At 69.7% G+C, this 25,724-nt stretch carries 16 protein-coding genes and 1 tRNA gene; 3 read left to right on the top strand and 14 right to left on the bottom strand.

What is annotated here, in order from left to right; all coding sequences use genetic code 11:
- Positions 1-192 precede the first annotated feature (192 nt).
- A complete protein-coding gene (locus FO470_RS15315; RefSeq protein WP_144343850.1) occupies positions 193-1,575 on the top strand; it encodes a flavin monoamine oxidase family protein in 1,383 nt (460 codons plus the stop codon).
- Between the two features lie 236 nt (positions 1,576-1,811).
- Here FO470_RS15315 and pheT read toward each other — a convergent pair whose 3' ends face one another.
- The 5 genes from pheT to FO470_RS15285 all read right to left on the bottom strand — a co-directional run bounded on the left by pheT (position 1,812) and on the right by FO470_RS15285 (position 7,403).
- On the bottom strand, positions 1,812-4,229 hold the full coding sequence (gene pheT / locus FO470_RS15310; protein WP_144343849.1) for a phenylalanine--tRNA ligase subunit beta: 2,418 nt from the start codon (positions 4,227-4,229) through the stop codon (positions 1,812-1,814).
- A 21-nt stretch (positions 4,230-4,250) separates the two neighbouring features.
- On the bottom strand, positions 4,251-5,351 hold the full coding sequence (gene pheS, locus FO470_RS15305) for a phenylalanine--tRNA ligase subunit alpha (protein WP_144343848.1): 1,101 nt from the start codon (positions 5,349-5,351) through the stop codon (positions 4,251-4,253).
- A 257-nt stretch (positions 5,352-5,608) separates the two neighbouring features.
- Positions 5,609-5,977 (bottom strand): 50S ribosomal protein L20, encoded by a 369-nt coding sequence (gene rplT, locus FO470_RS15295; RefSeq protein WP_144343846.1) that lies wholly within the window; start codon positions 5,975-5,977, stop codon positions 5,609-5,611.
- A gap of 31 nt (positions 5,978-6,008) precedes the next feature.
- A complete protein-coding gene (rpmI, locus tag FO470_RS15290; protein WP_144343845.1) occupies positions 6,009-6,209 on the bottom strand; it encodes a 50S ribosomal protein L35 in 201 nt (66 codons plus the stop codon).
- Positions 6,210-6,470: 261 nt separating this feature from the next.
- Complete coding sequence (locus FO470_RS15285) at positions 6,471-7,403, bottom strand: SH3 domain-containing protein (protein ID WP_186291987.1); 933 nt, start codon at positions 7,401-7,403, stop codon at positions 6,471-6,473.
- A gap of 292 nt (positions 7,404-7,695) precedes the next feature.
- Here FO470_RS15285 and FO470_RS15280 point away from each other — a divergent pair, with 292 nt between their 5' ends.
- A complete protein-coding gene (locus tag FO470_RS15280) occupies positions 7,696-8,502 on the top strand; it encodes an undecaprenyl-diphosphate phosphatase (protein WP_144343844.1) in 807 nt (268 codons plus the stop codon).
- A 115-nt stretch (positions 8,503-8,617) separates the two neighbouring features.
- On the opposite strand, the gene FO470_RS15275 is transcribed toward FO470_RS15280, so the two are convergent.
- Positions 8,618-9,574: a complex I NDUFA9 subunit family protein gene (locus FO470_RS15275; RefSeq protein ID WP_418655059.1), complete on the bottom strand. Its 957-nt coding sequence runs from the start codon at positions 9,572-9,574 to the stop codon at positions 8,618-8,620.
- Positions 9,575-9,881: 307 nt separating this feature from the next.
- Between FO470_RS15275 and FO470_RS15270 the strand changes: the two genes are divergently transcribed.
- Positions 9,882-9,966, top strand: a tRNA-Leu gene (locus FO470_RS15270).
- Positions 9,967-10,162: 196 nt separating this feature from the next.
- On the opposite strand, the gene FO470_RS15265 is transcribed toward FO470_RS15270, so the two are convergent.
- The 8 genes from FO470_RS15265 to cysK form a co-directional block, all read right to left on the bottom strand.
- Positions 10,163-12,118, bottom strand: coding sequence for a sulfotransferase family protein (locus FO470_RS15265; protein WP_144343842.1), 1,956 nt, complete (start codon positions 12,116-12,118; stop codon positions 10,163-10,165).
- A gap of 412 nt (positions 12,119-12,530) precedes the next feature.
- A complete protein-coding gene (gene trxA, locus FO470_RS15260) occupies positions 12,531-12,851 on the bottom strand; it encodes a thioredoxin (protein WP_144343841.1) in 321 nt (106 codons plus the stop codon).
- Positions 12,852-12,932: 81 nt separating this feature from the next.
- Positions 12,933-16,355, bottom strand: a complete 3,423-nt coding sequence (gene addA / locus FO470_RS15255) for a double-strand break repair helicase AddA (RefSeq protein ID WP_144343840.1) — start codon at positions 16,353-16,355, stop codon at positions 12,933-12,935.
- Positions 16,352-19,396 (bottom strand): double-strand break repair protein AddB, encoded by a 3,045-nt coding sequence (gene addB / locus FO470_RS15250; protein ID WP_144343839.1) that lies wholly within the window; start codon positions 19,394-19,396, stop codon positions 16,352-16,354. The genes addA and addB overlap by 4 nt, the downstream gene beginning before the upstream one ends.
- Positions 19,397-19,488: 92 nt before the next feature.
- Complete coding sequence (locus FO470_RS15245) at positions 19,489-20,211, bottom strand: nucleotidyltransferase family protein (RefSeq protein ID WP_144343838.1); 723 nt, start codon at positions 20,209-20,211, stop codon at positions 19,489-19,491.
- Positions 20,208-21,968, bottom strand: a complete 1,761-nt coding sequence (tsaE, locus tag FO470_RS15240) for a tRNA (adenosine(37)-N6)-threonylcarbamoyltransferase complex ATPase subunit type 1 TsaE (protein WP_144343837.1) — start codon at positions 21,966-21,968, stop codon at positions 20,208-20,210. The genes FO470_RS15245 and tsaE overlap by 4 nt, the downstream gene beginning before the upstream one ends.
- Before the next feature lie 3 nt (positions 21,969-21,971).
- Positions 21,972-24,494 (bottom strand): sensor histidine kinase, encoded by a 2,523-nt coding sequence (locus FO470_RS15235; RefSeq protein ID WP_144343836.1) that lies wholly within the window; start codon positions 24,492-24,494, stop codon positions 21,972-21,974.
- Between the two features lie 136 nt (positions 24,495-24,630).
- A complete protein-coding gene (gene cysK / locus FO470_RS15230) occupies positions 24,631-25,611 on the bottom strand; it encodes a cysteine synthase A (RefSeq protein ID WP_144343835.1) in 981 nt (326 codons plus the stop codon).
- Positions 25,612-25,724: the final 113 nt, after the last annotated feature.

The following is a 25,724-nucleotide window of genomic DNA, read 5'->3' as shown; positions in this document are numbered from 1 at the left end:
ATCGGCCGGGGCCGGCCGGGGACTTGCAATTCCCGAATCAGTTCGCGAGTCCTGATTCGTTCCGCCGCGAACAAAGCATGATTCGCGGGGCTTCGCAGGCCGCTGCGCGTCCAGCCGGCTTCGCCGCAGGGGGCCGCCATGCTAGCGTGCCGCCCACACCTTCTTCCGAATCCGACGCATGACGTCCGCCGTATGACCGAAACGCCGCCCTTCTCCGGCTCCCTTACCCGCCGCCGCTTTCTGGCCGCCGCCTCCGCCGCCCTGCTGCCGGCGCCCGCCTTCGCGCAGGCGATGGGCGAGGGCAATGTCGACATCGCCATTGTCGGCGGCGGCGCGGCCGGCATCGCGGCGGCGCGCAAAGTGGCCGACGCCAAGCGCTCCTATGTGCTGCTGGAGGCCGGGCCGAAGCTCGGCGGCCGGGCGCGGACGCTGAACGTCTTCGGCCAGAACGTCGACCTCGGCGCGAGCGGCTTTGCGCGCGGCGATGGCACGCTGGCGGAAAGCGCGCAGGCGGCCGGACAAGGCCTCGTCGCCCTGCCCTCCGGGCGCCGGCTGTTCGACGGGCGGCGCGAGGCTCACGAGAGCGGCTATGATGCCTTCGCCGCCGCGCTCGGCAAGGCGCGGCGCGATCTGCTCGTGGCGGCCGATTCCGGCAAGGACCCGGCAGCCGCGACCATTCTCGCCGCGGCATCGGGCGCTCCCGCGACCGTCAGCGGCTGGTCCGCGACGGCCGCCGCCTTCCTCGGGCCGATGAGCTGCGGGCGCCCTCTGGCAAGCCTGTCGGCACTCGATCTGGCGCTGCGCGACGCCCCGCCCGACGACACCACCGGCCCGGCCGGCATGGGCGCGCTGATGGAAGCGCTCGGCGCCTGGCTGAACGTGCAGACCGACGCGCCGGTGACGCAGATCACCAATGCCGGCCGCCTGCACATGCTCACCGTCCGCAACCAGCGCACGCCGATCCGCGCCCGCGCCATCATTCTGGCGGTGCCCGCGCCGGTGATCGCGGCGGGTGCGATACGCTTCAACCCGGCGCTGCCGCCCCGTTTCGCCAATGCCTTCCGCGCCATTCCGGCCGGCGCGCTGGAGCAGGTGGCGTTCCTGCTGCCGGGCAATCCGCTCGGGCTGGAGCCGAACGAGACGGTGCTCGCCAGGGTCGGGGCTGACGGCAAGGTGCCGCCCGCCCTGCTGCGCGGGCGCATCAATGGCAGCGACGTGCATGTGCTGACCTTCGCCGATGCGCAGGCCCGCGAGATCGCCGAGAAGGGTGAGACGGCCGCGCTGGCGCTCGTGCGGACCTATCTCGGCGCGACCTTCGGCATTGCCGGCGATACGGTGAAGGAGGTCTCCGCGTCGCGCTGGACCAGCGACCCGCTGTTCCGGGGGGCGCTGGCGGCGGCCTCGCCGGGACAGGGCGCGCAACGTCGCGTCTTCGCCGATCCGCTGCAGAACCGCATCTTCCTCGCCGGCGATTATGTGGACACGAGCGGCTGGGGCACGCTGACCGCCGCCTGGAGCGCCGGCGAAGCCGCCGCCACAAGAGCGTTGCGCCTCGTCGGCGACGGGCCAGCGTAACCGTGTCCCGGACAAGCCGTGCGCAGCACGGCGCCGATCCGGGATCCAGGAGAGGCTCGCCGAAGCCCGCCACCCACCAAGGCGTTTCGGCTCGTCGGCGACGGCCGGCGTGAGCCCCTCTACGACATGATCGGCGTCATGGCCGGGCTTGGCCCGGCCATCCGCGACTTCTCGTTCCGGACCGAAGTAAGACGTGGATCCCCGGGACAAGCCCGGGGATCACGTTCATTGGGTGGCTACCCGCGCAGGGTGGCGCCAGTCTTCTTCGCCACTTCCGCGACGATCCTGCCCGCCACCGCCTCGATCTCGGCGTCGGTGAGGGTCTTCTCGCGCGGCTGGAGCGTGACCGAAAGCGCCACCGACTTCTTGTCGGCGTCGATTCCCGGCCCCTCATAGAGGTCGAACACGTTCACCGCCGTGATGAGCTTGCGATCGACGCCAGCGGCGGCCTTCACCATGTCGCCCGCCGCGACGCTGCGCGGCACCACGAAGGCGAAATCGCGCTCCACCGGCTGGAAGGCCGCGAGTTCAAGCAGCGGCTTGACCCGGGTCGCCTTGGCCTTGGGCTCGGGCACGCGGTCGAGCAGCACCTCGAAGCCCACCAGCGGCGACTTCCCGTCTCCCGCCGCATCGAGCGCTTCCAGCACGGAAGGGTGCAGCTCGCCGAAATGGCCGATGACGTTGGCGCCGAGGCGGAAGGTGCCGGAGCGGCCGGGATGGAACCATTCCGGCGCGTCGGTCGAAATCTGCAGGTTCGCCACCGGCGCGCCCGCCGCCGCCAGCACGGCCAGCGCGTCGGCCTTGGCGTCGAAGGCATCGACCGCCTCGGCCTTGCCGGACCAGTGACGCCCGGCGCCCGCCGGCTTGGCGGTGGCGCGGCGGATGCCCGTGGCGGCGATGAACTGGTCCTGCGGCCGGTCGCCCTTGAAGACCTGACCGACCTCGAACAGGGCCGCGTCACCGAAGCCGCGATCTGCATTGGTCTGAGCCGAACGGACCAGCCCCGGCAGCAGGCTCGGACGCATGTCGGAGAGGTCGGAGGCGATGGGGTTGGCGAGCGCCAGCGCCGCGCTGCCGCCGCCGAACAGTTCCGCCTCCGCCTTCGCCACGAAGGACCAGGTAACCGCCTCGACGAGGCCGCGTGCCGCGAGGGCGCGCTTGGCCTTGCGGGTGCGCAGTTGCAGCGTGGTGAGCACCGGCTTGCGGGCGTTCTCGTCGCGCGGGAAGGGCAGCGAGGGCACGCGGTCGAGGCCGACGATGCGGATGACCTCCTCCACGAGATCGGCCTTGCCCTCGATGTCGCCGCGCCAGCTCGGCGGCGTCACCCGCACGGTGCCAGACGTGCCCTCGACCCTGAAGCCGAGCGTGGCGAGCGTCTCGACCTGTTCGGTGTCGGTAGCGACGAGGCCGGTCAGCTTCTCGGTAAGGCTCAGCGGGAACTCGATCACGCGGGTAGTGTCAGGAATGGCGCCGGCCAGCACCACCTCGGACGCTTCGCCGCCGCAGAGATCGAGGATCAGCTTGGTCGCCAGCTCCAGCCCGGCCAAGGTGAAGGCCGGGTCGATGCCGCGCTCGAAGCGGAAGCGGGCGTCGGAGTTCAGCCCCAGCTTGCGGCCGGTCTGGGCGATGTTGATCGGCTCCCAGAGCGCCGATTCGACCAGCACGTCGGTCGTCGCCTCGTCGCAGCCGCTCTCCTCGCCGCCCATCACGCCGGCGAGCGATTCGACCGCCTTGTCGTCGGCGATGACGCACATGCCCTCGTCCAGCGCATAGGTCTTGCCGTCGAGCGCCAGCAGGCTCTCGCCCGCCTTCGCCCGGCGCACGACGAGATTGCCGTGCACCTTCTTCGCGTCGAAGACGTGCAGCGGGCGGTTCTGGTCGAAGGTCAGCAAATTGGTCACATCGACCAATGCGTTGATCGGACGCAGCCCGATGGCCCGCAGCTTGGCCTGCAGCCAGTCGGGCGACGGGCCGTTCCTCACCCCGCGCACGAGCCGCAGCGCGAAGGCGGGACAGGGCGCCCCGTCCGCGATCGTCACCGAGACCGGGCACGGATAGGCGCCCTTCACCGGCACGATCTCGTCCTCCACCAGCCGGCCGAGCCCGGCGGCGGCGAGATCGCGCGCCACGCCGTGCACGCCGAGCGCGTCGGCGCGGTTCGGGGTGACGGCGATCTCGATCACCGGGTCGTTCAGGCCGATCCAGTCGACGTAAGGAACGCCGACCGGCGCATCTTCGGCCAAGTCGATGATGCCGTCATGGTCCTCGGAGAGCTGCAGCTCGGCCGCCGAGCACAGCATGCCCCGGCTCTCGACGCCGCGTATGGTGCCGACGCCGAGCGTGATGTCCTTGCCGGGAATGTAGGTGCCGGGCGGCGAGAACACGCTCTTCATGCCGGTGCGGGCGTTCGGCGCGCCGCACACCACCTGCACCGGCGCGCCGGCGCCGGTGTCGACCATGCACACCCGCAGCTTGTCCGCGTTGGGATGCTGAACGGCGGAGATCACATAGGCGATAGTGAAGCCCTTGAGCTTGGCCGCCTTGTCCTCGACGCCCTCGACCTCCAGCCCGATGCGGTTCAGCGCATCGAGGACGTCCTGCAGCGAGGCGTCGGTGTCGAGGTGCTCCTTGAGCCAGGAGAGGGTGAATTTCATGGGACTAGCTCCTCTCCGCGATCAGTTCGACAGGCCGCCGGCCAGCGTCGGGAAGTCGAGCGGGCGGAAGCCGTAATGGGAGAGCCAGCGGACATCCGCCTCGAAGAAGGCGCGCAGGTCCGGCATGCCGTATTTCAGCATGGCGATGCGGTCGATCCCCATGCCCCAGGCGAAGCCCTGGTACTCGTCCGGATCGAGGCCGCAATTCCTCAGCACGTTCGGGTGCACCATGCCGCAGCCGAGGATCTCCAGCCAGTCCGAGCCCTCGCCGAAGCGGATCTCGCCGGGGCGCGAGCGGTCGCACTGGATGTCGACCTCCATCGAGGGCTCGGTGAAGGGGAAGAAGGAGGGGCGGAACCGCATCTTCACATTGTCGACCTCGAAGAAGGCCTTGCAGAACTCCTCGAGGATCCATTTCAGGTGGCCGAGATTCGAGCCCTTGTCGATGACGAGGCCCTCGACCTGATGGAACATCGGCGTGTGGGTCTGGTCGCTGTCGGAGCGATAGGTGCGGCCGGGGCAGATGACGCGGATCGGCGGCTTCTTCGACATCATGGTGCGCACCTGCACCGGCGAGGTGTGGGTGCGCAGCACGAGGCGCGAGCCGTCCTCCTTGGTGGGCAGGTAGAAGGTGTCGTGCATCTCGCGCGCCGGATGCCCCTCGGGAAAGTTCAGCGCCGTGAAATTGTGGAAGTCGTCCTCGATATCCGGGCCCTCGGCCACCGAGAAGCCCATGTCGGCGAAGATGGCGGTGAGCTCGTCGATCACCTGGCTGATCGGGTGAACGCGGCCGGCTTCCGCCGGCGCCTCCCGCAACGGCAGCGTGACGTCGACGCGCTCGGTTTCGAGCCGCCTGGCGAGGCTCGCGGCCTTCAGCTCGGCCCGGCGGGCGGTCAGCGCCGCGTTGACCCGGTCGCGCAGGCCGTTGATGGCGGGGCCGGCGGTCTTGCGCTCCTCCGGGCTCATGCCGCCCAGGCTCTTCAGCAGCTCGGAGACGGAGCCCTTCTTGCCGAGCGCGCTCACGCGGATCGCCTCCAGCGCCGCCTCGTCGGCGGCGGCGGCGATGCCGGCGGTCAGTTCGCGCTCCAGCGCGTCGAGATCGGGAAGGGCGGCGACGGACATGATCGTTTCTTCTCGGATGGACAGAGGTATCTGGTCTGCCGTCATCCCCGGGCTTGGCTCGGGGTTCCACGCCTTTCACCGTGCGGCGGAAGTCGTGGATGGCCGGAACAGGTCCGGCCATGACGTCGTTCGGGCGGGCAGGCGGCTTGCGCGGGCTTATAGCTGCCCGGAACCGACGCGCAAAGCCGCCAACGCAAAAAGCCCCAACGCTTGCGCGCGGGGCTCCTCGCATTTCGGTCCCGGCATGCGGGAGGAGATCAGGCGGCCTGCTTTTCCAGCGCGGCCTTGGCCTGCTCGACCAGCGCCTTGAAGGCGTCGGGCTCGTGGATGGCGATATCCGAGAGCACCTTGCGGTCGACCTCGATCCCGGCCTTGCCGAGACCGTCGATAAATCGACCATAAGTGAAGCCGAGCTCGCGGGTCGCGGCGTTGATGCGCTGGATCCAGAGAGCGCGGAAATTGCGCTTCTTCGCCTTGCGGTCGCGATAGGCGTACTGCTGCGCCTTCTCGACCGCCTGCTTCGCGACGCGGATGGTATTCTTGCGGCGGCCGAAATAGCCCTTCGCCGCCTTGAGCACTTTCTTGTGCTTGGCGTGAGAAGTTACGCCGCGCTTGACACGTGCCATGGGAGTTTCTCCTGGTACTGGCTAGGGGGCGTCAGCCGTTGGGCAGATAGAACTTGCGAACGTTGAAGGCATCACGCTCAGACATGGTCGTGGTGCCGCGCTGATCGCGGATCTGCTTGTTGGTGCGCTTGATCATGCCGTGGCGCTTATTGGCCTGGGCCATGATCACCTTGCCGGTGCCGGAGAGCTTGAAGCGCTTCTTCGCTCCGGACTTGGTCTTCATCTTGGGCATTTGGCTCGATCTCCACGGCCGGCAACTTCCCCGGAGGGACGCCCGGCCCAATCTAGTGTGAGCAATCGAACCGCCACGGCAGCCCTTATTAGCCGGGCGGTTCTTGAAGGCCGCACCCTCTACAGGAGCGGCCCGAATATTTCAAGTCCACGACAGACCGGCGGCGCCTGCCGGCGGGGACCGCCAAGCATTTCCCGCCGAGCATTCCCCACCGGGCGTCCGCCGGCACTCCCCACAGGAGATACCGGCGGACGACGCGGTTCAGTTCGGGCAGCCGGGCGTATTCGGCTGGCAGGGCTGGCCGCGGGAGCCCGGACGCTGCCCCTGCGGCTGCGCCTGCTGGAGGCGCTGCATGTACTGGTTACGCTGGTTCTGCAGGTTCTGCGGCACCGGCTGGCCCTGCTGAGGCGGGCGCTGGCCCTGCTGGGGCGGCCGCTGACCCTGCTGGGGCGGCCGCTGGCCCTGTTGCGGCGGTCGCTGGCCCTGTTGCGGCGGACGATTGTCACCACCCCAGTTGCCCTGCGGCGGGCGCCCGTTGCCATTCCATCCGCCTTGGGGGGGACGACCATTGCCGCCCCAGTTGCCCTGCTGGGGCGGACGGCCATTGCCGTTCCACCCGCCTTGCGGCGGACGGCCGTTGCCACCCCAGTTGCCCTGCTGGGGCGGACGGCCATTGCCGTTCCACCCGCCATGCGGCGGACGGCCGTCGTTCCAGCCGGGACCACCCCAGCTGCCGGGCGGGCGACCGCCGTTCCAGCCGGGACCGCCCGGACCGCCCCAGCCGCCCGGCGGCGGGGGACGGCGCGGCGGCCCCCAGCGGTCATAGGTCGAGTACCAGGGCCGACCGCGATAGTAGCGGCCCCAATAGTCATTGAAGCTGAAGGCGATGATCGGCACGCCGATGGTCGGCGCGTAGTCGTAGAACTCGACACGCCGGCCACGGTAATCCGCCTCGATATAGCGGGCGGCAACCCAGCCGCGCACATCGTCCCACTCGACGTCGCACCAGCTATAGTCGTCGAGGCACCCGAAGATCTCGAGCGGCGTCCCCTCGCCAAGGACCACCACCGCCGGATAGGCGGTGCCGGGACCGGCACGCAGGTTGACATCCGTCGTCACGAAACCGCGGCCCTGCGCGAACGCCGAACCGCCGAGCGCCAGAAGCATCATGGCGCCGGCAAACAAACTTCTCATCAAGAACTCCCAAACGTTGCCGTTTCCGAACAACGCCGACCGCTTTGAATGGAGCGGCCATGTTAGGCGGATTCATGATGGCGGCGTGTCGGGAAGGCGCCGTGACGAAAAAACGACGGGAAAAGTCCGGAAATGGAAATACCGCGGGGTCGTCCGGGAAAAATCCCTTGGAAAAGCGCCCGCGTCCTGACACAGCGTCACGTTGATCGCGCGTCGCGAAGCGGACAGGATGCGCGCGCCGCGTGCGTCGCGGGCCGTCCCCTCCTCCACGGAATTGTCCACGGAACACCCCATGTCGTTCGGCACCCTGCTCGAAGCCTTCCTTCTTGGTCTCCTGGAAGGCTTCACCGAGTTCCTGCCCGTCTCCTCGACCGGCCACATCCTGCTCGCAGGGCATTTCCTCGGCTTCGAGAGCGAAGGCAAGGTGTTCGAGGTGGTGATCCAGCTCGGCGCCATCCTCGCCATCGTCGTCGTCTACTTCCAGCGCTTCCTGCAGATCCTGCTGTCGCTGCCCACCAGCCCGCGCTCGCGCAACTTCGTCATCGGCATCCTCATCGCCTTCCTGCCGGCGGCGGTGATCGGCGCCTTCGCGCACGGCTTCATCAAGAGCGTGCTGTTCGAGACGCCGGTGCTGATCTGCATCATGCTGATTCTCGGCGGCATCGTGCTTTTGTGGGTCGACACGCTGAAGCTGCGCCCGGTACACGACGACGCCATGGCCTTCCCGCCCCTGCTGGCCTTGAAGATCGGCTTCATCCAGTGCCTCGCCATGATTCCCGGCGTGTCGCGCTCGGGTTCCACCATCGTGGGCGGGCTGCTGCTGGGCGCCAGCAAGCCGGCGGCGGCCGAGTTCTCCTTCTTCCTCGCCCTGCCGACCATGACCGGCGCCTTCGCCTACGATCTCTACAAGAATCGCGACGCGCTGAATTCCGACGACGCGATGCTCATCGCGGTGGGCTTCGTCGCCGCTTTCCTCGCCGCCATTACCGTGGTGCGGGGGCTGATCGCCTTCGTCTCGCGCCATGGCTACACGCCGTTCGGCTGGTGGCGCATCGCGGTGGGCGGCATCGGCCTCGTGGCGCTGGCTCTGGTGGGCTGAGCGCACGCATTGGCGGGGGCGAGCGTCCCGCCGGCCGGATACGGAAAAGCCGCCGGGCGGGACGCTCCGGCGGCTTTTCCTTTAAGCGGAATGTTGTGGCGGGGCGATGCCGGGATCAGGCAGCTTCCGGACGGGTGAACTGGCCGGCCTTGCGGTAGCGCCAGAGATAGCCCGGCAGGATGGCGCCGAGCGCGGTCGGCTGGATGCCCAGCCCTTCCAGCGTGCGCCCTTCCGCCTTGGCCGCTTCCGAGACCACGTTGTCGTAGCCCAGAAGGCGCACCTGATCGCGCGTGAGTAGCGGATTGGGCAGCAGCTCCAGCAGCCGCGCATTGAAGGAGGCGATGGCGGCCGGCATCGGCACCAGCAGCCGCTTGCGGTCGATCTCGGCGAGCATCAGCTCCATGAGCTGCTTGAAGGTGAGCACTTCCGGCCCGCCGAGCTCGTAGACCGTGCCCGGACGGGCGAGGCCGTCCACCGCCTTGGCGAAGGCCGCCGCGACATCGCCGACGAAGACCGGCTGGAAGCGGGTATGGCCGCCGGCGATCAGCGGCAGCACCGGCGAGAGCCGCGACAGCGCGGCGAACCGGTTGAAGAAGTTGTCCTCGGGGCCGAACACGACGGAGGGTCGCAGGATGACCGCTTCCGGCACCGCTTCCAGCGCTACCGTCTCGCCGGCGGCCTTGCTCTTGGCGTAGAACGCCTCGGAGCCAGCATCCGCGCCGATCGCCGAGCCGTGGATCAGCCGCGCGCCGACCTCCCGCGCCGCCTGCGCTACCTGCTTGCTACCAAAAGCATGCACCGCCTCAAAACTCTGCCGGCCGCCCTCGTGCAGGATACCGACAAGATTGATGACGACCTCGGCACCTTCGGCCGCGCGCAGCACTGAGGCGGGATAACGCAGATTCGCCTGCACCGCGGTGATCTGCCCGACCGCGCCAAGCGGCTGGAGATGGCCGGCGAGATCCGGCCGGCGGACGGCGACGCGCACGCGCCAGCCCAGACGCGCAAGCGCGCGCACCACATGGCGACCAATGAAGCCCGAGCCGCCATAGATGGTGACGAGGCGCTCCATCGGCGCGGCGCGCTGTTCCAGTTCGGCCTCGCTTTCGAGCGGCAACTCGTTGGAATCGGCGGCATCGACCATCATTCTCTCCCGACCCGGCATATGGGATGCCAGACGATTAGCGCGCCATCGCCCGAGCGTCCAGCGTTGCTGGGCAACGTCTGACCTCCATCGGCTCGGCAACCCGCTTCAGACGGCTCTTCCACGGCAAAGTGGTGACAAATCCACCTCGCCGGCCGCGGAAGCGCGAAAGGCGCGTTGACAAGATGGAGGGTGCCCGACTATGTGTCGCCGCCATGTTGCTCCGGCGGCATGTGCCCAGGTGGCGGAATTGGTAGACGCGCTGGTTTCAGGTACCAGTGGGTAACACCGTGGAGGTTCGAGTCCTCTCCTGGGCACCATCGCACCACTGTCATGTGGTGCTCCGAACGGGATAATCCCGTTCGGACGCTGATGCTGCCAGATTAACAGCACCGTGCTAGCTTAATCGATCGGCGCCGGCCCCTTGCGACGGTCGATGGGTCCCACTGCTGAACCAAAGGCGAAACAGCCTCTCCTCTGCCGCCGCGCTGACCGAAGCCCGCCCGACGGCAGGCATCAGCGGAAGAGGCGACCTTCCTTCTGACCATATTGCAGATAGTGCGATTCGCCGGAGCGAAGCGCCCCTGCTGCCACCGCCTCTGCAATGTCCGGATTCAGCTCAAGATACCGGCGCTCGTTGAAGAAGGGGCAACCGTTACGTCCTTCGACCGTGCCGGAACGGGAAAAATGCTCGAAGGCACACACGAGTTCGCCCCGTTCGATCGCCGCCGCGACATCGGGGTTATGGTGCAGATAGTAGGCCTCGTCGAAAATCCAGCTCGGCGAGATCTGTCGGGGCAGACCCAGTTCGGCATAATGATGCAGCGGAGTCGGGCTGCTGGCTTCATCGATGGAACCTGACATGAAGCGGTAGTAACGCACGTCGAAGAAGCGGTTGCCGCTCATTTCGACATCCCAGCCACGACCGATGAACTCCATCCAGAGCTTGTCCGGATCGGTCTCCGGCGTTCCTGTTCCCGCCTGATAATACTCCAGGTCGAATATGGACCGTGCCATCATGTCGATCTGCGCCGACGTCAGTCCGCGCATGACGGGATCGATACCCTCCCCCTCCTGAGGCGTGGAGTCGTGACGCGCGCCCATGGAACGCTCCAGGCGGCGGATGCGCAGATCGGCCGAGCGCAGCAACCGGGCGACATCCTCGCTCAAGCCCGCCCCATCGTGCAGTACCGTCAGCGCATCGGCCGTTCCCGGCATGGCGACAAGAGGCGTCGCGCCCTCGGTCATGCCAGAGAGCGAGAGGGCGCGATCGAGCTGACGCTTGAGGACATCCTTTTCCTCGCGTGCCTCCTCAAGGGCGAGCCGCAGCATGCGCTCGGTGTCGTCCGTCACGGCGAGCCGGGAACGTGCATAGTGCAAATCGGCGGTGAGACGCTCGACATCGGCTCGGGCAAGAGCCGCCGCATCGCGCTCCTCCTCGATCCGCAACCGGCTTTCCTCGTCACGCGAGAGCGCACCCATAAGCGCTTCGCCATAGGGATTGTTTGCCTGACAGAGGTCAAAAAACGCGATGGCCGCGTCGACAGCGGGCCAACGCGAAGGATCAGCTTCAAGAGCCTTCAGGGCCCCATAAAGATCGGAAACGACTGAAGAACCAGCTCCGGAGCGCGTCTTCGAAACACCGTGGTTGAGCTCCGGCTGAATGAGGTCGAAGACGTCCGGAGGGATGGGTTTGCGCACCTCCGGCATCACGAAGTCCCGCAGCCGCTCGATCGTGCGCTGGGGCTCATTGAACCAACTCTCATACGTCACGAGAAGCGCACCGTCGCGCACATGCCGGAAGCAGTCCGCATTGTAGGTCAGCCAGCGATACTCGCCCGCCGCTACCGGCAGATCATCCCGACGCTTCAACGACAGGGCGACGTCGATGGGGTCGCGTACACAGATAACGAACCGTGGCTCCAGATCGAGCCGCTCGATGATCTCCATCCAGAGCGGCAGGAGCCGGCAGGTGCGAGGATCCTTGAAGCCGAAAAGCTGCCCCGGATACATGCGCTCCTTGAGGAACGTCTCGATGTCCCGCCGAACGGCATGCGCAACAGGCAGGGCCCGCCAGCCACGCGGCAGCGGCAGATCGTGACGCAGCTCATATCCGCGAGGGTTGTTGTAGGGTCGTTCCAGCGCCAGCAAAAGACGATCGTGCAGGTCGACCAGTTCCCACCGTTCCCAGTGACCGTCGACATTCGCCGGGCCATGCCCCACATCGTCGGCCATATCGACGCCGAGCGCGCTCAGAATATGGGAACAGAGCGAGGTACCGCTGCGGTGCATCCCAAGCACGATGACGATGGGTTGCTTGGCCGGCGGCACAGGGACAGCCGCAGCCTCCGTGATGTCGATGTCGTTCGATGAAGAGAGATCTTCGCCCTGATCCACGGTGAGATCCGCACTGTCTGAAAAATGATCGGGGAACGCAGAACCGATCCGATCGGCGTTCCGGATGAGCAGCATTCAAATGACGGAACGAGTCAGCTTCCCCGAGCTCAAAACCCGTATTCCCGACGTGCCTGAAAGCAAAAAGCGCAACATCAGTGCCGCGGCAACCTTGCGCTCATAGCATCCGCCACGTCGTTTCAGTGCTGGAAGATGAGGGCTCCGCAAGGCCGCCACTGCGTTGCTCGCGGGCGCCACTCAAGACGCCGGAACATATCCGCCGGCCTCTCGAACGTCAGAGAAATGCTGGACATGACAGATAGACCATTTTTGACTGCATCCCGATATTTTAGAATTATACCATACAAATGAAGGAGCAGTTCGGCAACGTCCAGCCATCCCCTGTAAAATATGCGACAACGGCGCCCACAAAAGAAAACCCCGGCGCGGGAACCGCGCCGGGGTTTCGTTCTTTCCGGACGAGATCTGATCAGATCGCGCTGTTGATCCACTGCAGCATCTTGGCCTTCGGCGCCGCGCCGACCTGACGCGAGGCGAGCTGTCCGTCCTTGAACAGCAGCAGCGTCGGGATCGACATGATGCCGTACTTGGAAGCGGTGGCCGGATTCTCGTCGACGTTCAGCTTGACGATCTTCAGCTTGTCACCAAGCTCGCCCGCCACCTCGTCGAGGACCGGGGCCACCATGCGGCAGGGACCGCACCACTCCGCCCAGAAGTCCACGAGGACAGGACCGGAGGAATTGATCACGTCGGATTCGAAGCTCTGATCCGACACCTTTTCGACGCCCATTGGGACACCTTTCAGAATCTTGAGATTCAACGGAAGTTGACCGCAAGGTAGGTATCCGCCCCCCACCCCGTCAAGGCAGCGTCACACCGAAGTGACGCTTTCCATCAAGCGTTCCAGCGCGTCGGAATCGAGCGCATGCGCGAATGGACCAGCCGTATAGACGAGCAAGGCACGGATTTCCCGGCCCGGGAACAATGTGCGCAACAGCCGGGCGTAGAGCGCGACCTGGCGGACATGCGCAAGCGGCATGGCAGAGGGTAAGCGCGGTACATGGCGATCCGTCTTGAAGTCGGCGACGACGACATGATCAGGCCGCACCACGAGCCGGTCGATACGCCCGGAAACCGGCGTACCATCGTCAAGCGCGCCGACCAGCGGCACCTCGGCGAGGCTTCCGGGCGCGAACAGTCCGGCCAGCTCCGGCAAGGCGAGAACGCCCAGCGCCTCCGCGAGCAGTTCCTCGCGCGGTTCGGGCGGCCAGTCGGAGGCGGCGGCGAGCAGCCGGCGCCCCGGTTCGACGCGCGCCTCCGGCGGCAGATTGGCGAGTGCGGCCATCAGCCGGTGCAGCAGGTCACCACGTTCCAGAGCACGGGCAGCGGCTTCGTCGGGGATCGGAGCGATGAGCCCGGACGCCGAGGGGCGCAGGCTGACGCGTAGCGCCTCCTCCTCGACGGGGCGGGCAAGAGAGCGTGCGAGCGCGCGTTCGACCTCGTCAACCACCATTAGATCCGGGGAGGCAATGGCGGCGGGCTCATTTTCCGTCCGCGCCCCGCCAGCGCGCCACCGGCGTACGGTTCCGGCGAAACCGGTGGCCGGCTGCTCGACCGCTTCGGGCTCCAGGGCGCCGTGGACGAGATCATACCAGCAGTCCGCCGGGCGCTTGCGCCCACCTTCCGCTCCGCACAACACCAGCGCACTCTCGGCACGGGTCAGCGCGACGTAGAGCAGACGACGATATTCATCCTGCTGGGCGTCGTCGCCACGCTGGCGGGCCGCCGCCATGGCGGGCGTATCGGCCTTCTTGGCGGGAGCGTGCAGCGCGACCCGCCGGCCGCCCGACAGCTCGACACGCAACAGGCCCGCACTGCGGCGGGTCATCGGGCCGGAAGTCGTGTCGGCGAGGATGACGTAGGGCGCTTCCAGCCCCTTGGCGCCGTGCACGGTCATGACGCGCACCTCGTCGCGCCCCGCCTCCATGTCGCGCTTGGCCTCGGCGCCGCCACGTCTCAAGAAGGCGAGGAAGCCGGCAAGCGAGGGCACCTCGACATTCTCATAGGCACGGGCCAACGCCAGCATCTCGTCGAGCGCGTCGGCCGCCTCCGGGCCGAGGCGCGCCAGCATGCCAGCGCGGCCGCGCTCGCGACCCAGCACGCGGGTATAGAAATCGAAGGGCCGCAGCCGCCGCGCCTCCGAACGCAGCCGCGCCAGCCGCTCCGCCGCCGCGCGCCATCTCGGATTCTCGCCGGCACGGGCGACGAGCGCATCCTCCAGGAGGCCGGGGCGCTCCGGCGCCAGATTCATCAAATCGGCGTCATCGAGGCCGAAGAGCGGGCTCTTCAGTGTTTCTGCCAGCGCCAATTCGTCGTCGCGAGCGAGTAGCGCGTCGCCGAGGGCCATCAGGTCCATGACGGCGATGTGCTCGGCGACGGTGAGGCGGTCGGCGCCGGCGACGGGGACCTGCGCGCCCTTCAATTCCCTAATGATTGCCTCGAAAAGCGAGTCGCGGCGACGCACCAGGATGAGGAAATCGCCCGGCCGCGCCGGACGGGTGCCGTGCCGGCCGGTGACCGGAAAACCCTCGCGAATCCGGGTAGCAATATGCGTAGCAATCTTGCGGGCGAGGCGCCCCTTCGGGTCGTCCGTAGCAGGAGCATCGAGCGGGCGTTGCCACGCGTCGATGTCGACCTTCTCGCTGGGCGCCTCGGGCTCCCACAGCTCCACCAGCGCCGGCAGCGCCGCATGGATGGCCTCGTGCACCGGCGCCACGCCCTCGGCGGAGAGGCCGTGATGGGCGGCCTCGGCGTGGAACACCGTGTCCACCGCCTCCAGAATGCCGGGCGCGGAGCGGAAGGAATGGCGCAGCTCGATATGGGCGAAGCTGTCGCCGGCCGCCGCCTCGAGTTCCCGCCGCACCGTGTCGAAGCGGCGCGGATCGGCGCCCTGGAAGGAGAAGATCGACTGCTTCTCGTCGCCGACGACGAAGAGCGTGCGCGGCAGGTTGCGCGCCCCGTAGCCCGCCCCCTCTCCGGCGAAAAACTCGGCGACGAGCGGGCGGATCACCTCCCACTGCTCGGGGCTGGTGTCCTGCGCCTCGTCCAGCAGCACGTGGTCGATGCCCTGGTCGAGCTTGTAGTGCACCCAGGCGGAGGCTCCCGACGCGAGCAGGCGCCGGGCCGCGTCCACGAGGTCGGCAAAGTCGAGCACGCCCCGCGCCGCCTTGGCGCGCTCGTAGCGGCGCGCCGCGTCGCGGCCGAGGGCGAGCACGGCGCGGCTGCGCTCGAAGGCGCGGGCGGCGGCGAGTTCGCGGGCCAGCGGGGCGATGCGGTCGCGCTCGGCAAGGAGCTGAGGGTACTTGTCCCGGATCGCCGCGGGGCCGAACTGGCTGTCGCTATAAGGCTCGCCATCCTCCTTGAGGAAGACCCGGGCATAGGCGTCCGCGACGCCGTCATCGGGCGCGCCGGCCGCTTCGAGGAGCGCGCGGCCCCGGCGGGCGCAGTTGCCGCCCTCCGCGATCAGCGCCTCCGCAAGCCCCATCCACGTGCCGCGTCCGATGAGGGCACCGGCGATGATGCGGCGCTCGATGTCTTCCGAAGCAACCGGCCCGTCGAGGCCCACGGCGGCGGCGAGCTCCGCCTCGGTGGCGTCGAGCGCCGCCGGATCGGACACCAGCTCCTCGATCAGCCGGTCGATGCCGTCGTCGGAGGTGGTGCCGACGATGAGGGCCAGCGCCCGGCCGAGCGCGCTGTCCGGAGCCCCGGCCGCCGTGAGCACCACATCGGCCCGCACGCGGGCCAGCAGTTCGAGGCGCGCCGCCTCCTCCAGTTCGCCGAAGCCGGCCGGCACGCCGGCCTCGAAGGGGAAGGCGTGCAGCAGCGCGCCGCAGAAGGCGTGGATGGTCTGGATCTTCAGCCCTCCCGGCGTCTCCAGCGCCTGCGCAAACAGGCGTCGCGCCTGCGCGCGCCGCAGCGCGTCGGAACGCCCGCCATCGGTCTTCACGATCTCGGCGTCGAGCGTGGCGTCGTCGAGCGTCGTCCATTTGCGCAGCTCGCCGAGCACGCGGTTGGCCATGTTGGCCGCCGCCGCCTTCGTATAGGTGAGGCAGAGGATGCGGCCGGGCGGCACCCCGCGCATCAGCAAGCGGATCACCCGGCGCGCGAGCACATGGGTCTTTCCCGATCCGGCATTGGCCGAAACCCAGGCGGACAGACGCGGGTCGGAAGCCGTGGTCTGCAAGGCGGTGGCCGCGCGCAGCGGGCCAGGGGCGAGTTCGGTCAGGTCGTTCATTCCTCGCCCTCCCCACCGGTCGACCATTCCTTCACCCGGGCGAGGTGGTCATAGTCCCCGAAGCGGCCACGGAACATCGGGCGGGCCAGCGAGGCATAGCCGCGCGAGGGATTCTCGAAGGCGGCCACGAGCCCCTCCAGCCGCTCCAGCGTCGAGGCGCCGAGCCCGAGAGCGGTTTCGTCCCTGTCGACGGCGCTGACCTCCTTCAGCTCGGCCGTGCCGAGGCGCACATAGACGAGCGCGGCCGCCTCCTCCGCCGGCACGTCCGGGAAACCGCCGCGCGCCGCCATCGCCGCTTCCAGCGGAAGCTGCGGCGAATAATGCGCGGCGGTCTGCTTCGCGGTGGGCACCGCGCCGGTCTTGAAATCGACGATGGCGAGACCGCCGGCGCGCAGTTGCTCGATACGGTCGGCGCGGCCGGTGAGCGTGAAGCGGCCGCCGGCGAGCGACATGCGCCCGGCCTGCTCGGCGAAGACGCGCCGGGTCAGCGCGCGGCGGGAACGCTCCCAGCCGATATAGCGGGGGACCAGGCGCTCGAAGCGCGCCCACCAGAGGGCGTGCTCCGCCGGGAAGGCTTCCAGCGGCCGGAAGGCCTGCCGGCCATAATCCAGCAGCACCGCCTCGGGGTCGGCCGGCAGGGCCTCGGGGAAGGCTTCCGCGAAAGCGCCCAGCGCCTCGTGGATGGCGGTGCCGCGCTCGGCGGCGCCGGGCGCCTCGTCCAGCCTGTCGAGCGGGCGCAGGCGCAGCACGTGGCGGGCATAGATGGTGTAGGGATCGCGCAGCCAGGTCTCGATCTCGGTCACGGACAGGCGCCGGGGGCGCAGCTCGACCGGCGGCGCGGGCTCGGGACGGGCAATGCGGGGGGCGGCGGGCTCCTCCTCGATGAGGGCCGCGAGGCGGCGGAAGCGATCACCGCGGGCAATGGCCGCCTTCCAGCGCCCCTCCCCGCTGACCGCTTCGAGCCGCTGGAGGAAGCGCGAGGGCACGGTGGGCGCGCCGCCGAGCTTGCGCGGATGGGAGAGGATGAGCTCCGGCGCGCCGCAGCCCTGCACGAAGTCATGGGCGGAGAGGCCGGTGCGCCGTTCCGGCGCTTCCAGCCCCAGCGCCGCGCGCATCGGCCGACTGAGCCAGGGATCGGTGCGCACCGCCGCCGGCCAGGTCTGCTCCACGAGGCCCGCCAGCACCACGCGATCGACGCTCACGAGACGCGCTTCCAGCGGGCCCAGGATGCGCAGCCGCGCACCGGCCAGCAGCGGCGGCCGTACCGGGCGGTCGGCCAGCAGCAGCGGCAGCGCGGCGGCGTAATCGGCGAGCGTCATGGCCGGGGCCTGGGCGGCGCCCTCGGCCATGGCATCGAAGGCGCGCGCCAGCTCGGCCAGCGCGGTCTCGTCCTCGGGCGCGCCGGCGTCCGGGCCGCTCCAGGCCGCCTGCACGGCCGCGCGGTGGGCCTCCAGCAGCGCGCCGAAGGCATGCTCGCCCTGCCCCAGCGCCAGCAGCGGCGCGAGGCCCCGCGCGATGCGGCCGGCGAGGGCGGCGGCACGGGCGCGGGCGTCCTCGTCCATCCCCGCGCGGGGGTCGCTCGGATGGTAGGCGGAGGGGCTGAAGGCGGCGACCGCCTCGACCAGCCCGGAAGCGCCGGCCGCCGGACGCGGCCCGCGCAGCACCATCATCTCCAGCGCGTCGGCGCCGGCATCGAGCGCGGCGCGCTCCAGCCCGAAGCGCGCCAGCACGTGACGCAGCAGCGCGGAAAGCGGGACCGGCGCCAGTTCCTCGTGGCAGACATCGGCCACGAGCCGGGCGAACCGGCCGGGCACGCTCTCCGACAGCGGCTCGCCGGCGGAATCGTCGATGCGCACCCGGAAGCGCAGCAGCTCGGCGGCGACGCGGCGGGCGAGGTCCCGATCGGGGGTAATGAGGGCGGCGGTACGGCCCGGCACCTCCAGCACCTCGCGCAGGGCGACGGCGATGGCGAGGGCTTCCTCCCGCGCATCGTCCGCCTCGATGAGGCCGACCTGCGCGAGGGCGACGTCGATCTCCCCGGCGCCGAGGCGCTCGGGCAGGCTCGCCCACGCCTCCGTGGAGGCGACGGGACGCAGCGCCTCGGAGAGCAGCCGCTCGCGCCCATACGGCGCCGGCGGGGCGAGCTCGCGCACCGCTTCCCGGTCGACGCGCATGTAGCGCCGGAGCAGGAGCGCGAGGCCGTATTGGGGATGGCTGAACGCCGGGGCCTCGTCGTCGGTCAGCACGTCCCAGGAGCGGGCGTCGAGATGGAGATCGAGGCCGGGCAGCACCACGGCGCCGCGCGGCAGATGGGCCACGGCGGCCAGCAGGCGCGCGGTGGCCGACATGGAGCCGGTGGAGCCGGCCGCGATGACCGGGCCGGCATCCGGCAGGCCCGCCAGTCGCGCCGCCTCCGCCGCGATGAGCCGGTCGCGCCGCACGCTGGCATCGACCGCGCCGAGCTCGGCGAGCTGCGCCGGCCAGAAATCGCGGGCGATCTTGAGGAAGTCGAGCGCCATGTCCCAGTAGCGGTCATGCTGGCCGGGCACGAGCGTGTCGAGCCGTTCCCACGGCACCTCCTGCGCCGCCATCTCGTCGATGAGATGGGCCAGCGCGTCGGCGAGGGCGAACTCGGCGCCGGGGCCGGCGGCCACGGCGACACGGCCGTCATCCCCGGCGAGCAGGCGCCGCCAGCGGCGGATGAGGCTGGCGAGCGCGAGGCGGCGGGTGGTCGGCGGCACGGCGCGCGGCGGATCGGTGAAGCTCTCGGCGAAGGCGAGCGCGTCCTCGTCCACATCGCCCAGCGGCACGATGCGCGGCAGCAGGGTGACACCGCCCGCCATGCGGGCGCGCAGGGCCTCGCCCAGCAGGCGGCCGGCGCGGCGGGTCGGCAGGAAGACGGTGGCGGAGGCGAGCGCCAGCGGATCGCCGCGCGGCGCGAAGCCCTCCACGAGGCGGCCGTCCAGCAGCGCGTCCGCCAGCGTCGCGAGGAACGGCGCGGAGGACGGGATGGTGAGGAGGTTCGGCGCGCGGCAGCTCATGCAGCGGTCATGCGCCGGTTGGGCGCGCGCCACAAGGGGGCGCTGGCGCGGCGGTATAGGGATTGGTAGGACGGGGCATGGCCGCGCTCCGCTCAATCCTTGGAGCGCTCGATCGCCTCCTCGGCCTCGGCGATGGCTTCCGGCGTGCCGACATGCATCCACACCCCTTCCATGCGCTCGCCGTACAGGCGGCCCGCCTCGGCGGCACGCACGAACAGACGGCTCAGCGAGAACGATCCCTCCGGCGAGTCCTCGAAGATGGCGGGCGAGACGACGGCGGCGCCGGCATAGACGAACGGCGCCATGACGCGCTCGGGACGGGGCGTGAGGCGGCTCTCGCCGTCCATGAGGAAATCGCCGTTGCCCTCATAGCCGATGGAGGCCGCGGTCGAGGCGACGAGCAGGCGGAAATCCATCGCCGCGGGGTCGAAGTCCTCCGCCAGCGCCGCGAGGTTGGGGCGGATGCCCTCGATCCAGATGGTGTCGGCGTTCATCACGTAGAACGGGCCGGGGCCAAGCTCGGGGAGCGCCTTGCGGATGCCGCCGCCGGTCTCCAGCAGCTCGCCGCGCTCGTCGGAGAGGACGATACGCGGCGGGTTGCGGCGCCCGGCCAGATGCCGCTCCAGCACGTCGGCGTGCCAGTGCACGTTGACCACCGCCTTCTCGACGCCGGCCGCCTCGAGCCGGTCGAGCACATGGTCGATCAGCGGGCGGCCGTTCACCGCCACCATCGGCTTGGGAATGCGGTCGGTAAGGGGGCGCATGCGCTTGCCGAGGCCGGCAGCGAGCACCATGGCGGTCCTGATCGCGCTCATGTCGGGTTGGATTCGCTCGGCGTTTCGGACGGCGCGCTCGGCGCGGGGGCCTCGGGCGAGGCCGTTCCGGCGGCGGACGGCGGGGTTTCGGAAGGCGGAGCCTCGGGCACCTCCGGCGCGGCGGGCTCCGAGGCCTCTGCCGGCGGCGACGGCTCGGCGGGAGGCTGGGGAACCGGGCGCACGCCCTCGGCGCGCGGGCGGCCGCCAGGCGGGGGCACGTGGTCCTTGTACCAGCCCGACAGCGCCTCCAGATCGGTGAAGGCGAGGCAGCGCTGGAGATAGTTCCAGATGCGCGGGATGTGCCTGAGATAACCCGGCTTGCGGTCGCGGTGGTTGAGCCGGGCGAAGATGCCGAGGATCTTGGTGGCGCGCTGGGCGCCCATCACCGCGTAGGAAGCGGCGAAGGCCCGCATGTCGAAATCGGGATCGGCCAGCCGGCGCGCCTTCACGTAGCGGCCGAGCAGCGCCAGCTCGAGCGGCTCGGACACGTCGACGCGCGCATCCTGCGTCAGCGAGATGAGGTCGTAGGCCGGCGGGCCCATCACCGCGTCCTGGAAATCGAGCAGGCCGATGCGCTCCAGACCCTCGCGCTCGGGTAGCCACATCAGGTTCGGCGAATGGTAGTCGCGCATCACCCAGACCGGCTTCTGCGCCAGCGAGGGCGCCAGCGCCGCCGCCCAGAGCTGGCGGAACGACTGGCGGGCATCGGCGGCGATCGACGCGCCGCAATGCGGCAGATACCAGTCGAGCAGCAGCTCCGCCTCGATGAGCAGCGCGTCGACGTCATAGGCCGGCAGACGATGCTCGATGCCGGCGGTGACCGGCAGCGTCGCCGAAAGGTCGAGGCCGTGCAGGGCGGCCAGCACGTCCACCGACGCCTCGTAGCGCTCGGTCACCGGCGCGGGCGGGCTGCCGGCGAGCACGCCTTCGGTGCCGAGATCCTCGATGATCAGCAGGCCGGCATCAAGATCGCCGCCATAGATGGCCGGCGCCGAGAAGCCCCGCGCGCGCAACGCCAGCGCCATGGCGACGAAGGGCTTCACGTCCTCGGCGAGATGGGCGATGGCGCTGTAGGGACGGCCGCCGCGCACCGGCGGGCCGTCCGGCCGGCGCGGCGCGTTCATCAGCACCGCGTTGCGCTTCGGACCGATGAGACGCTCATAGGCGCGGGTCGAGGCGTCACCCTGCAGATGCTGGCGGCGGGCCGGGCCGAAGCCGGTCTTGTCGATGAGCGAGCGGATCGCCTTCATGCGGTAGAGCGCGCCGGCGAGCCGGCCATAGCCGAACAGGCGCACGCGCCGGCGCGTTTCCCCGCCCTCCGGCGGAATGGTGATCTGCACTTCCAGCCGGTCCGGCTGGAGCACCGCGCCCTCGGCCCGCTCAGGCCATTCGACCAGCGTCACCGCGCCGTCGGTCTGGTCCTGCCAGCCGAGTTCGTCGAGCTCGGACGCATCGGCCAGCCGGTAGAGATCGGCATGGACGACCCGGTGGCGCGGCAGGTCGTAGGTCTGCATCAGGGTGAAGGTCGGGCTCGGCACTTCGAGCTCGGGATCGCCGGCCATCTCGCGGATCAGCGCCCGCGCCAGAGTCGTCTTGCCGGCGCCCAGATCGCCGCCGAGCGTGACGAGATCGCCGGGCCGGAGCGTCGCGGCGAGGTCCATGGCGAGGCGGCCGGTGGCGGATTCGTCCGGCAGTACGACGTCCCAATGGGCCACGGGCATGGTCGGGACGGCGCCGGTGTTGCGGCTGTCGATCATCGGTTACTCCGCCGCGTCCCGGCTCGCGCCGGCTTCCAGCGGGAAGGTGCAGGTGACGAGCGTGCCGCCGCCCTGCGCCGGGGCGATGCTCACCGTGCCGCCATGCAGCGCCACCAGCGACCGGACGATGGACAGCCCGAGCCCGACGCCGCGATGGCGCGAGCCGGCCGTGTGGCTCTCGAAGCGGTCGAAGATGCGGGCGCCGATCTCCGGCGGAATGCCCGGCCCCATGTCGCGGACCCGGAAGATCACCTTGTCGTCGCGGCGCTCGGCCGAGAGCGTGACGGCGGACCCCTCCGGCGCGAAACCGACGGCGTTCGACAGCAGATTGTAGAGGATCTGCCGCACCCGCTTGGCATCGGCACGGAAGCTGCCGGCGGCGTTCTGCAGCTCGATGGACAAGCGGATGCCACCCTCGGCAAGACGGTCGCGCACGCCCTCGGCGGCCGCTTCCATCGCCGCCCGCACATCGACATCGGCGAGGTCGAGAGCCATGGCGCCGGCGTCGATGGTGGCGAGGTCGAGAATGTCATTGATGATGGCGAGCAGCGCCGCCGAGCTCTCGGTGATGTGGTTCACATAGGCGCGCTGCTTGGTGTTGAGCGGGCCGATGCCGGTGTCGTCGAGGAGCTGCGCGAAGCCGATGATGGTGGTGAGCGGTGAGCGCAGCTCGTAGGAGACGTGGCTGACGAAGGTGCTCTTGAGGTGGTCGGCGGCGACGAGCGCCTCGTTGCGCTCCACCAGCGCGCGCTCGACATGCACGGTGTCGGTGACGTCGCGCAGCGTGACCAGCGTGCCGCCGTCCGGCAGCGGCTGGGTGGAGCCGTCGAGGATCGTGCCGTCGCTGCGCTCCATGCGGAATTCCATCGGCACGCGCGCCTCGATGCCGGTGACGGCGGCGCCGAGCCGCGTCCACACGGAAACATCGGTGGTGAGCGGCCGGCACGCCTGCGCCACGGCGTCGATGTGCGGATGGGAATCGAGCATGGCCGCGTCGAGGTGCCAGAGCCGGCCGAAAGCGGAATTGGAGAGACCGAGCCGGCCGTCGCTGCCGAACACCGCCACGGCCTCGGCCAGCGCGTCCAGCGTCTCGCTCTGGATGCGGGTGAGCGAATTGTAGCGACTTTCCAGCGCGAGGCGCTCCGTCACCTCGTCGAACAGATAGGTGATGCCGCCTTCGGGGTTCGGCGCCGTGACGACGCGCAGCGTGCGCCCGCCCGGCAGGTGCCACCAGTGCTCGCGCGGCTCGATGGCGCGGTAGGCGGAATGCAGATCCTCGCGCCACACGCGGAAATCCGCCTGTTCGGGCAGGCGGCGGGCGGCGCGCAGCCGGTCGAGCACCGCGCCGTCGGTCGGGCGGTCGTCGAGGAAGGCCGGATCGAGCTCGAACAGGCTGGCATAGGCGGCGTTGTGGAAGACGAGGCGCTGGTCGGCGCCGAAGATCGCCACGGCGGTGGCAAGCTGGTCCAGCGTGCGCCGGTGCGCACCGACGACATGGGCAAGCTCGGCCCGCACCGTTTCGGCTTCCGTCGCATCGAGCGCGATGCCGGCCGCGCCACCGCCGGCGGGAACCTCCAGCACGTCGAGCACGTGGCGCGAGCCGGCGACGACCACCGGCAGGCGCGCCTTGAAGGGCAGATAGGCGGCATGCGCCTTCTGCGCCTGGGCACGGCTCTGCTGATCGAGCAGCGAAAGGTCGCGAAGCGCGGCGTCCTGCCCGTCCCGGGCTTCCACCGCATGCGCATAGGCGGCGTTGCTCCAGCGCAGCCGGCCGCCCTCCCCGCCGATCCAGACCGGCGCGGGGAGCGCGTCGAGCAGGGTGCGCATCGCCGAGCTTTCCTCATCGAGAGCGCGATAGGCTTCCTGCAGGCGCGCCTGATCGAGCCGCACGCCGGTGATGTCGCGCAGGCGCAGCACCACGGCCGAGCCGACGGGGCGCCCGTCCACCTCGACGAAACGGCCGTCCTGCGTGGCGAGGGTGGCGGCGAGCGGCGTGCCACGGCTGCGCAGACGGTCCACCGCCGCCTCGATCTCGCGCGCCGAGGCCGGCGTGAGCCAGGAGCCGAAGGCGAGGATGCGGGCGGGGGCGGCGACGCCGGTGAAGGCGGGGGTGTTGCCGATGACCTCGGGATCGGCGGCGGGATCGCGCCAGACGACGACGATCTGCGGCTCGGCCATCAGCAGGGCGCGTGCCTCGTCGATCTGGGCTTCGAGCCGGGAAATCTCGCCGAACGCCTCGGCCTCGCGGTGCAGCGACTGGCGGCGGAAACGCAGATGGACGATGGCGGTGGTGGTGGCGAAGACGATGAGGCCGACGACCAGAGCAAGGCCGATCAGCGTGCTCGGCTCCTGCACCGCGAGGACGGCGAAGACCTCCGACGAGGCGGGAGGCGCGGCCTGCGCGAGGGCGCCGGAACTGAGCAGGGACGGGAGCGCGAGGCCGGACAGGGCGACGGCGCGCGCCGCGCGGCGCCCTTCGCCCCAGCTTCCGTTACCAGCTCCGCCCTTGCCGGCCGGATGCGCCATCCGCGCCCGCCTCCCCTTGCCGACTGCCGTCCCCTCGGCCGGTGCACGCCTCGCGGACGAACACCGAATCACCGAGACTTTACCGAAGCGGGAGTCGCACTAGAAGGGCCGGAGGCGCCGCCGGCCGCCCGAAGTGTCAGAGCCCCTCGAAGAGCGGAGTAGAAAGGTAGCGTTCGGCGAAGGACGGGATGATGACGACGATGGTCTTGCCTTCGTTTTCCGGACGCGCGCCGACCTCCAGCGCCGCCGCGATGGCCGCGCCCGAGGAGATGCCGACCGGGATGCCTTCCAGCCGCGCGATGGCGCGGGCGGTCTCGAAGGCGGTCTGGTTGCCGACCGTCACCACCTCGTCGATCACCGAGCGGTCGAGCACCTCCGGCACGAAGCCGGCGCCGATGCCCTGGATCTTGTGCGGGCCGGGCTGGCCGCCGGACAGCACCGGGCTGTCCTCCGGCTCGACGGCGACGATGCGCAGCCCCGGCTTGCGCGGCTTGAGCACCTGGCCGAGGCCGGTGATGGTGCCGCCCGTGCCGACGCCGGCGACGACCACGTCGACCTCGCCCTGGGTGTCGTTCCAGATCTCCTCGGCCGTGGTGCGGCGGTGGACGGCCGGATTGGCGGGATTGCGGAACTGCTGCGGGATGATGGCGTCCGGCAGTTCCTTCACCAGCTCCTCGGCGCGGGCGACGGCGCCGCGCATGCCCTGCGCCGCCGGGGTGAGCACCAGCTCGGCGCCGAGCAGGGCCAGCATCTTGCGGCGCTCGACCGACATCGATTCCGGCATCACCAAGATGAGGCGGTAGCCATGGGCGGCGGCGACAAAGGCGAGCGCGATGCCGGTGTTGCCGGAGGTGGGCTCAACCAGCACCGTGCCGGGACGGATCACCCCCGCCTCTTCCAGCGACTGGATCATCGAGACGCCGATGCGGTCCTTCACGCTGCCGATCGGGTTGAAGAATTCGAGCTTGGCGAGGATGCGCGCCTTCACGCCCCGTTCCGCGGGCAGCCGGTTGAGCTGCACCAGCGGCGTGTTGCCGATGGTCTCCGTGATGGAGTTGTAAACGCGGCCACGGCCGACCTTTTCGGCGGGCGGGGTCTTCAGGGCGGTCTCGGCCATTGGGTGCCTCCAGCAAGCGGGGGCCGGGGCCTTCGCCCTAGCCCGTTATTGGCGAACGGTTTTCGCCGGCAGGGCTACCATATTCACGACATCAAGTCGAGAAAACAAAATTT

The organism is Ancylobacter moscoviensis (genome assembly GCF_007559435.1).
GTDB classification, from domain to species: Bacteria; Pseudomonadota; Alphaproteobacteria; order Rhizobiales; family Xanthobacteraceae; genus Ancylobacter; species Ancylobacter moscoviensis.
Note: the sequence above shows the minus strand (reverse complement) of the source record. Positions and strands in the feature narration are given on the sequence as shown.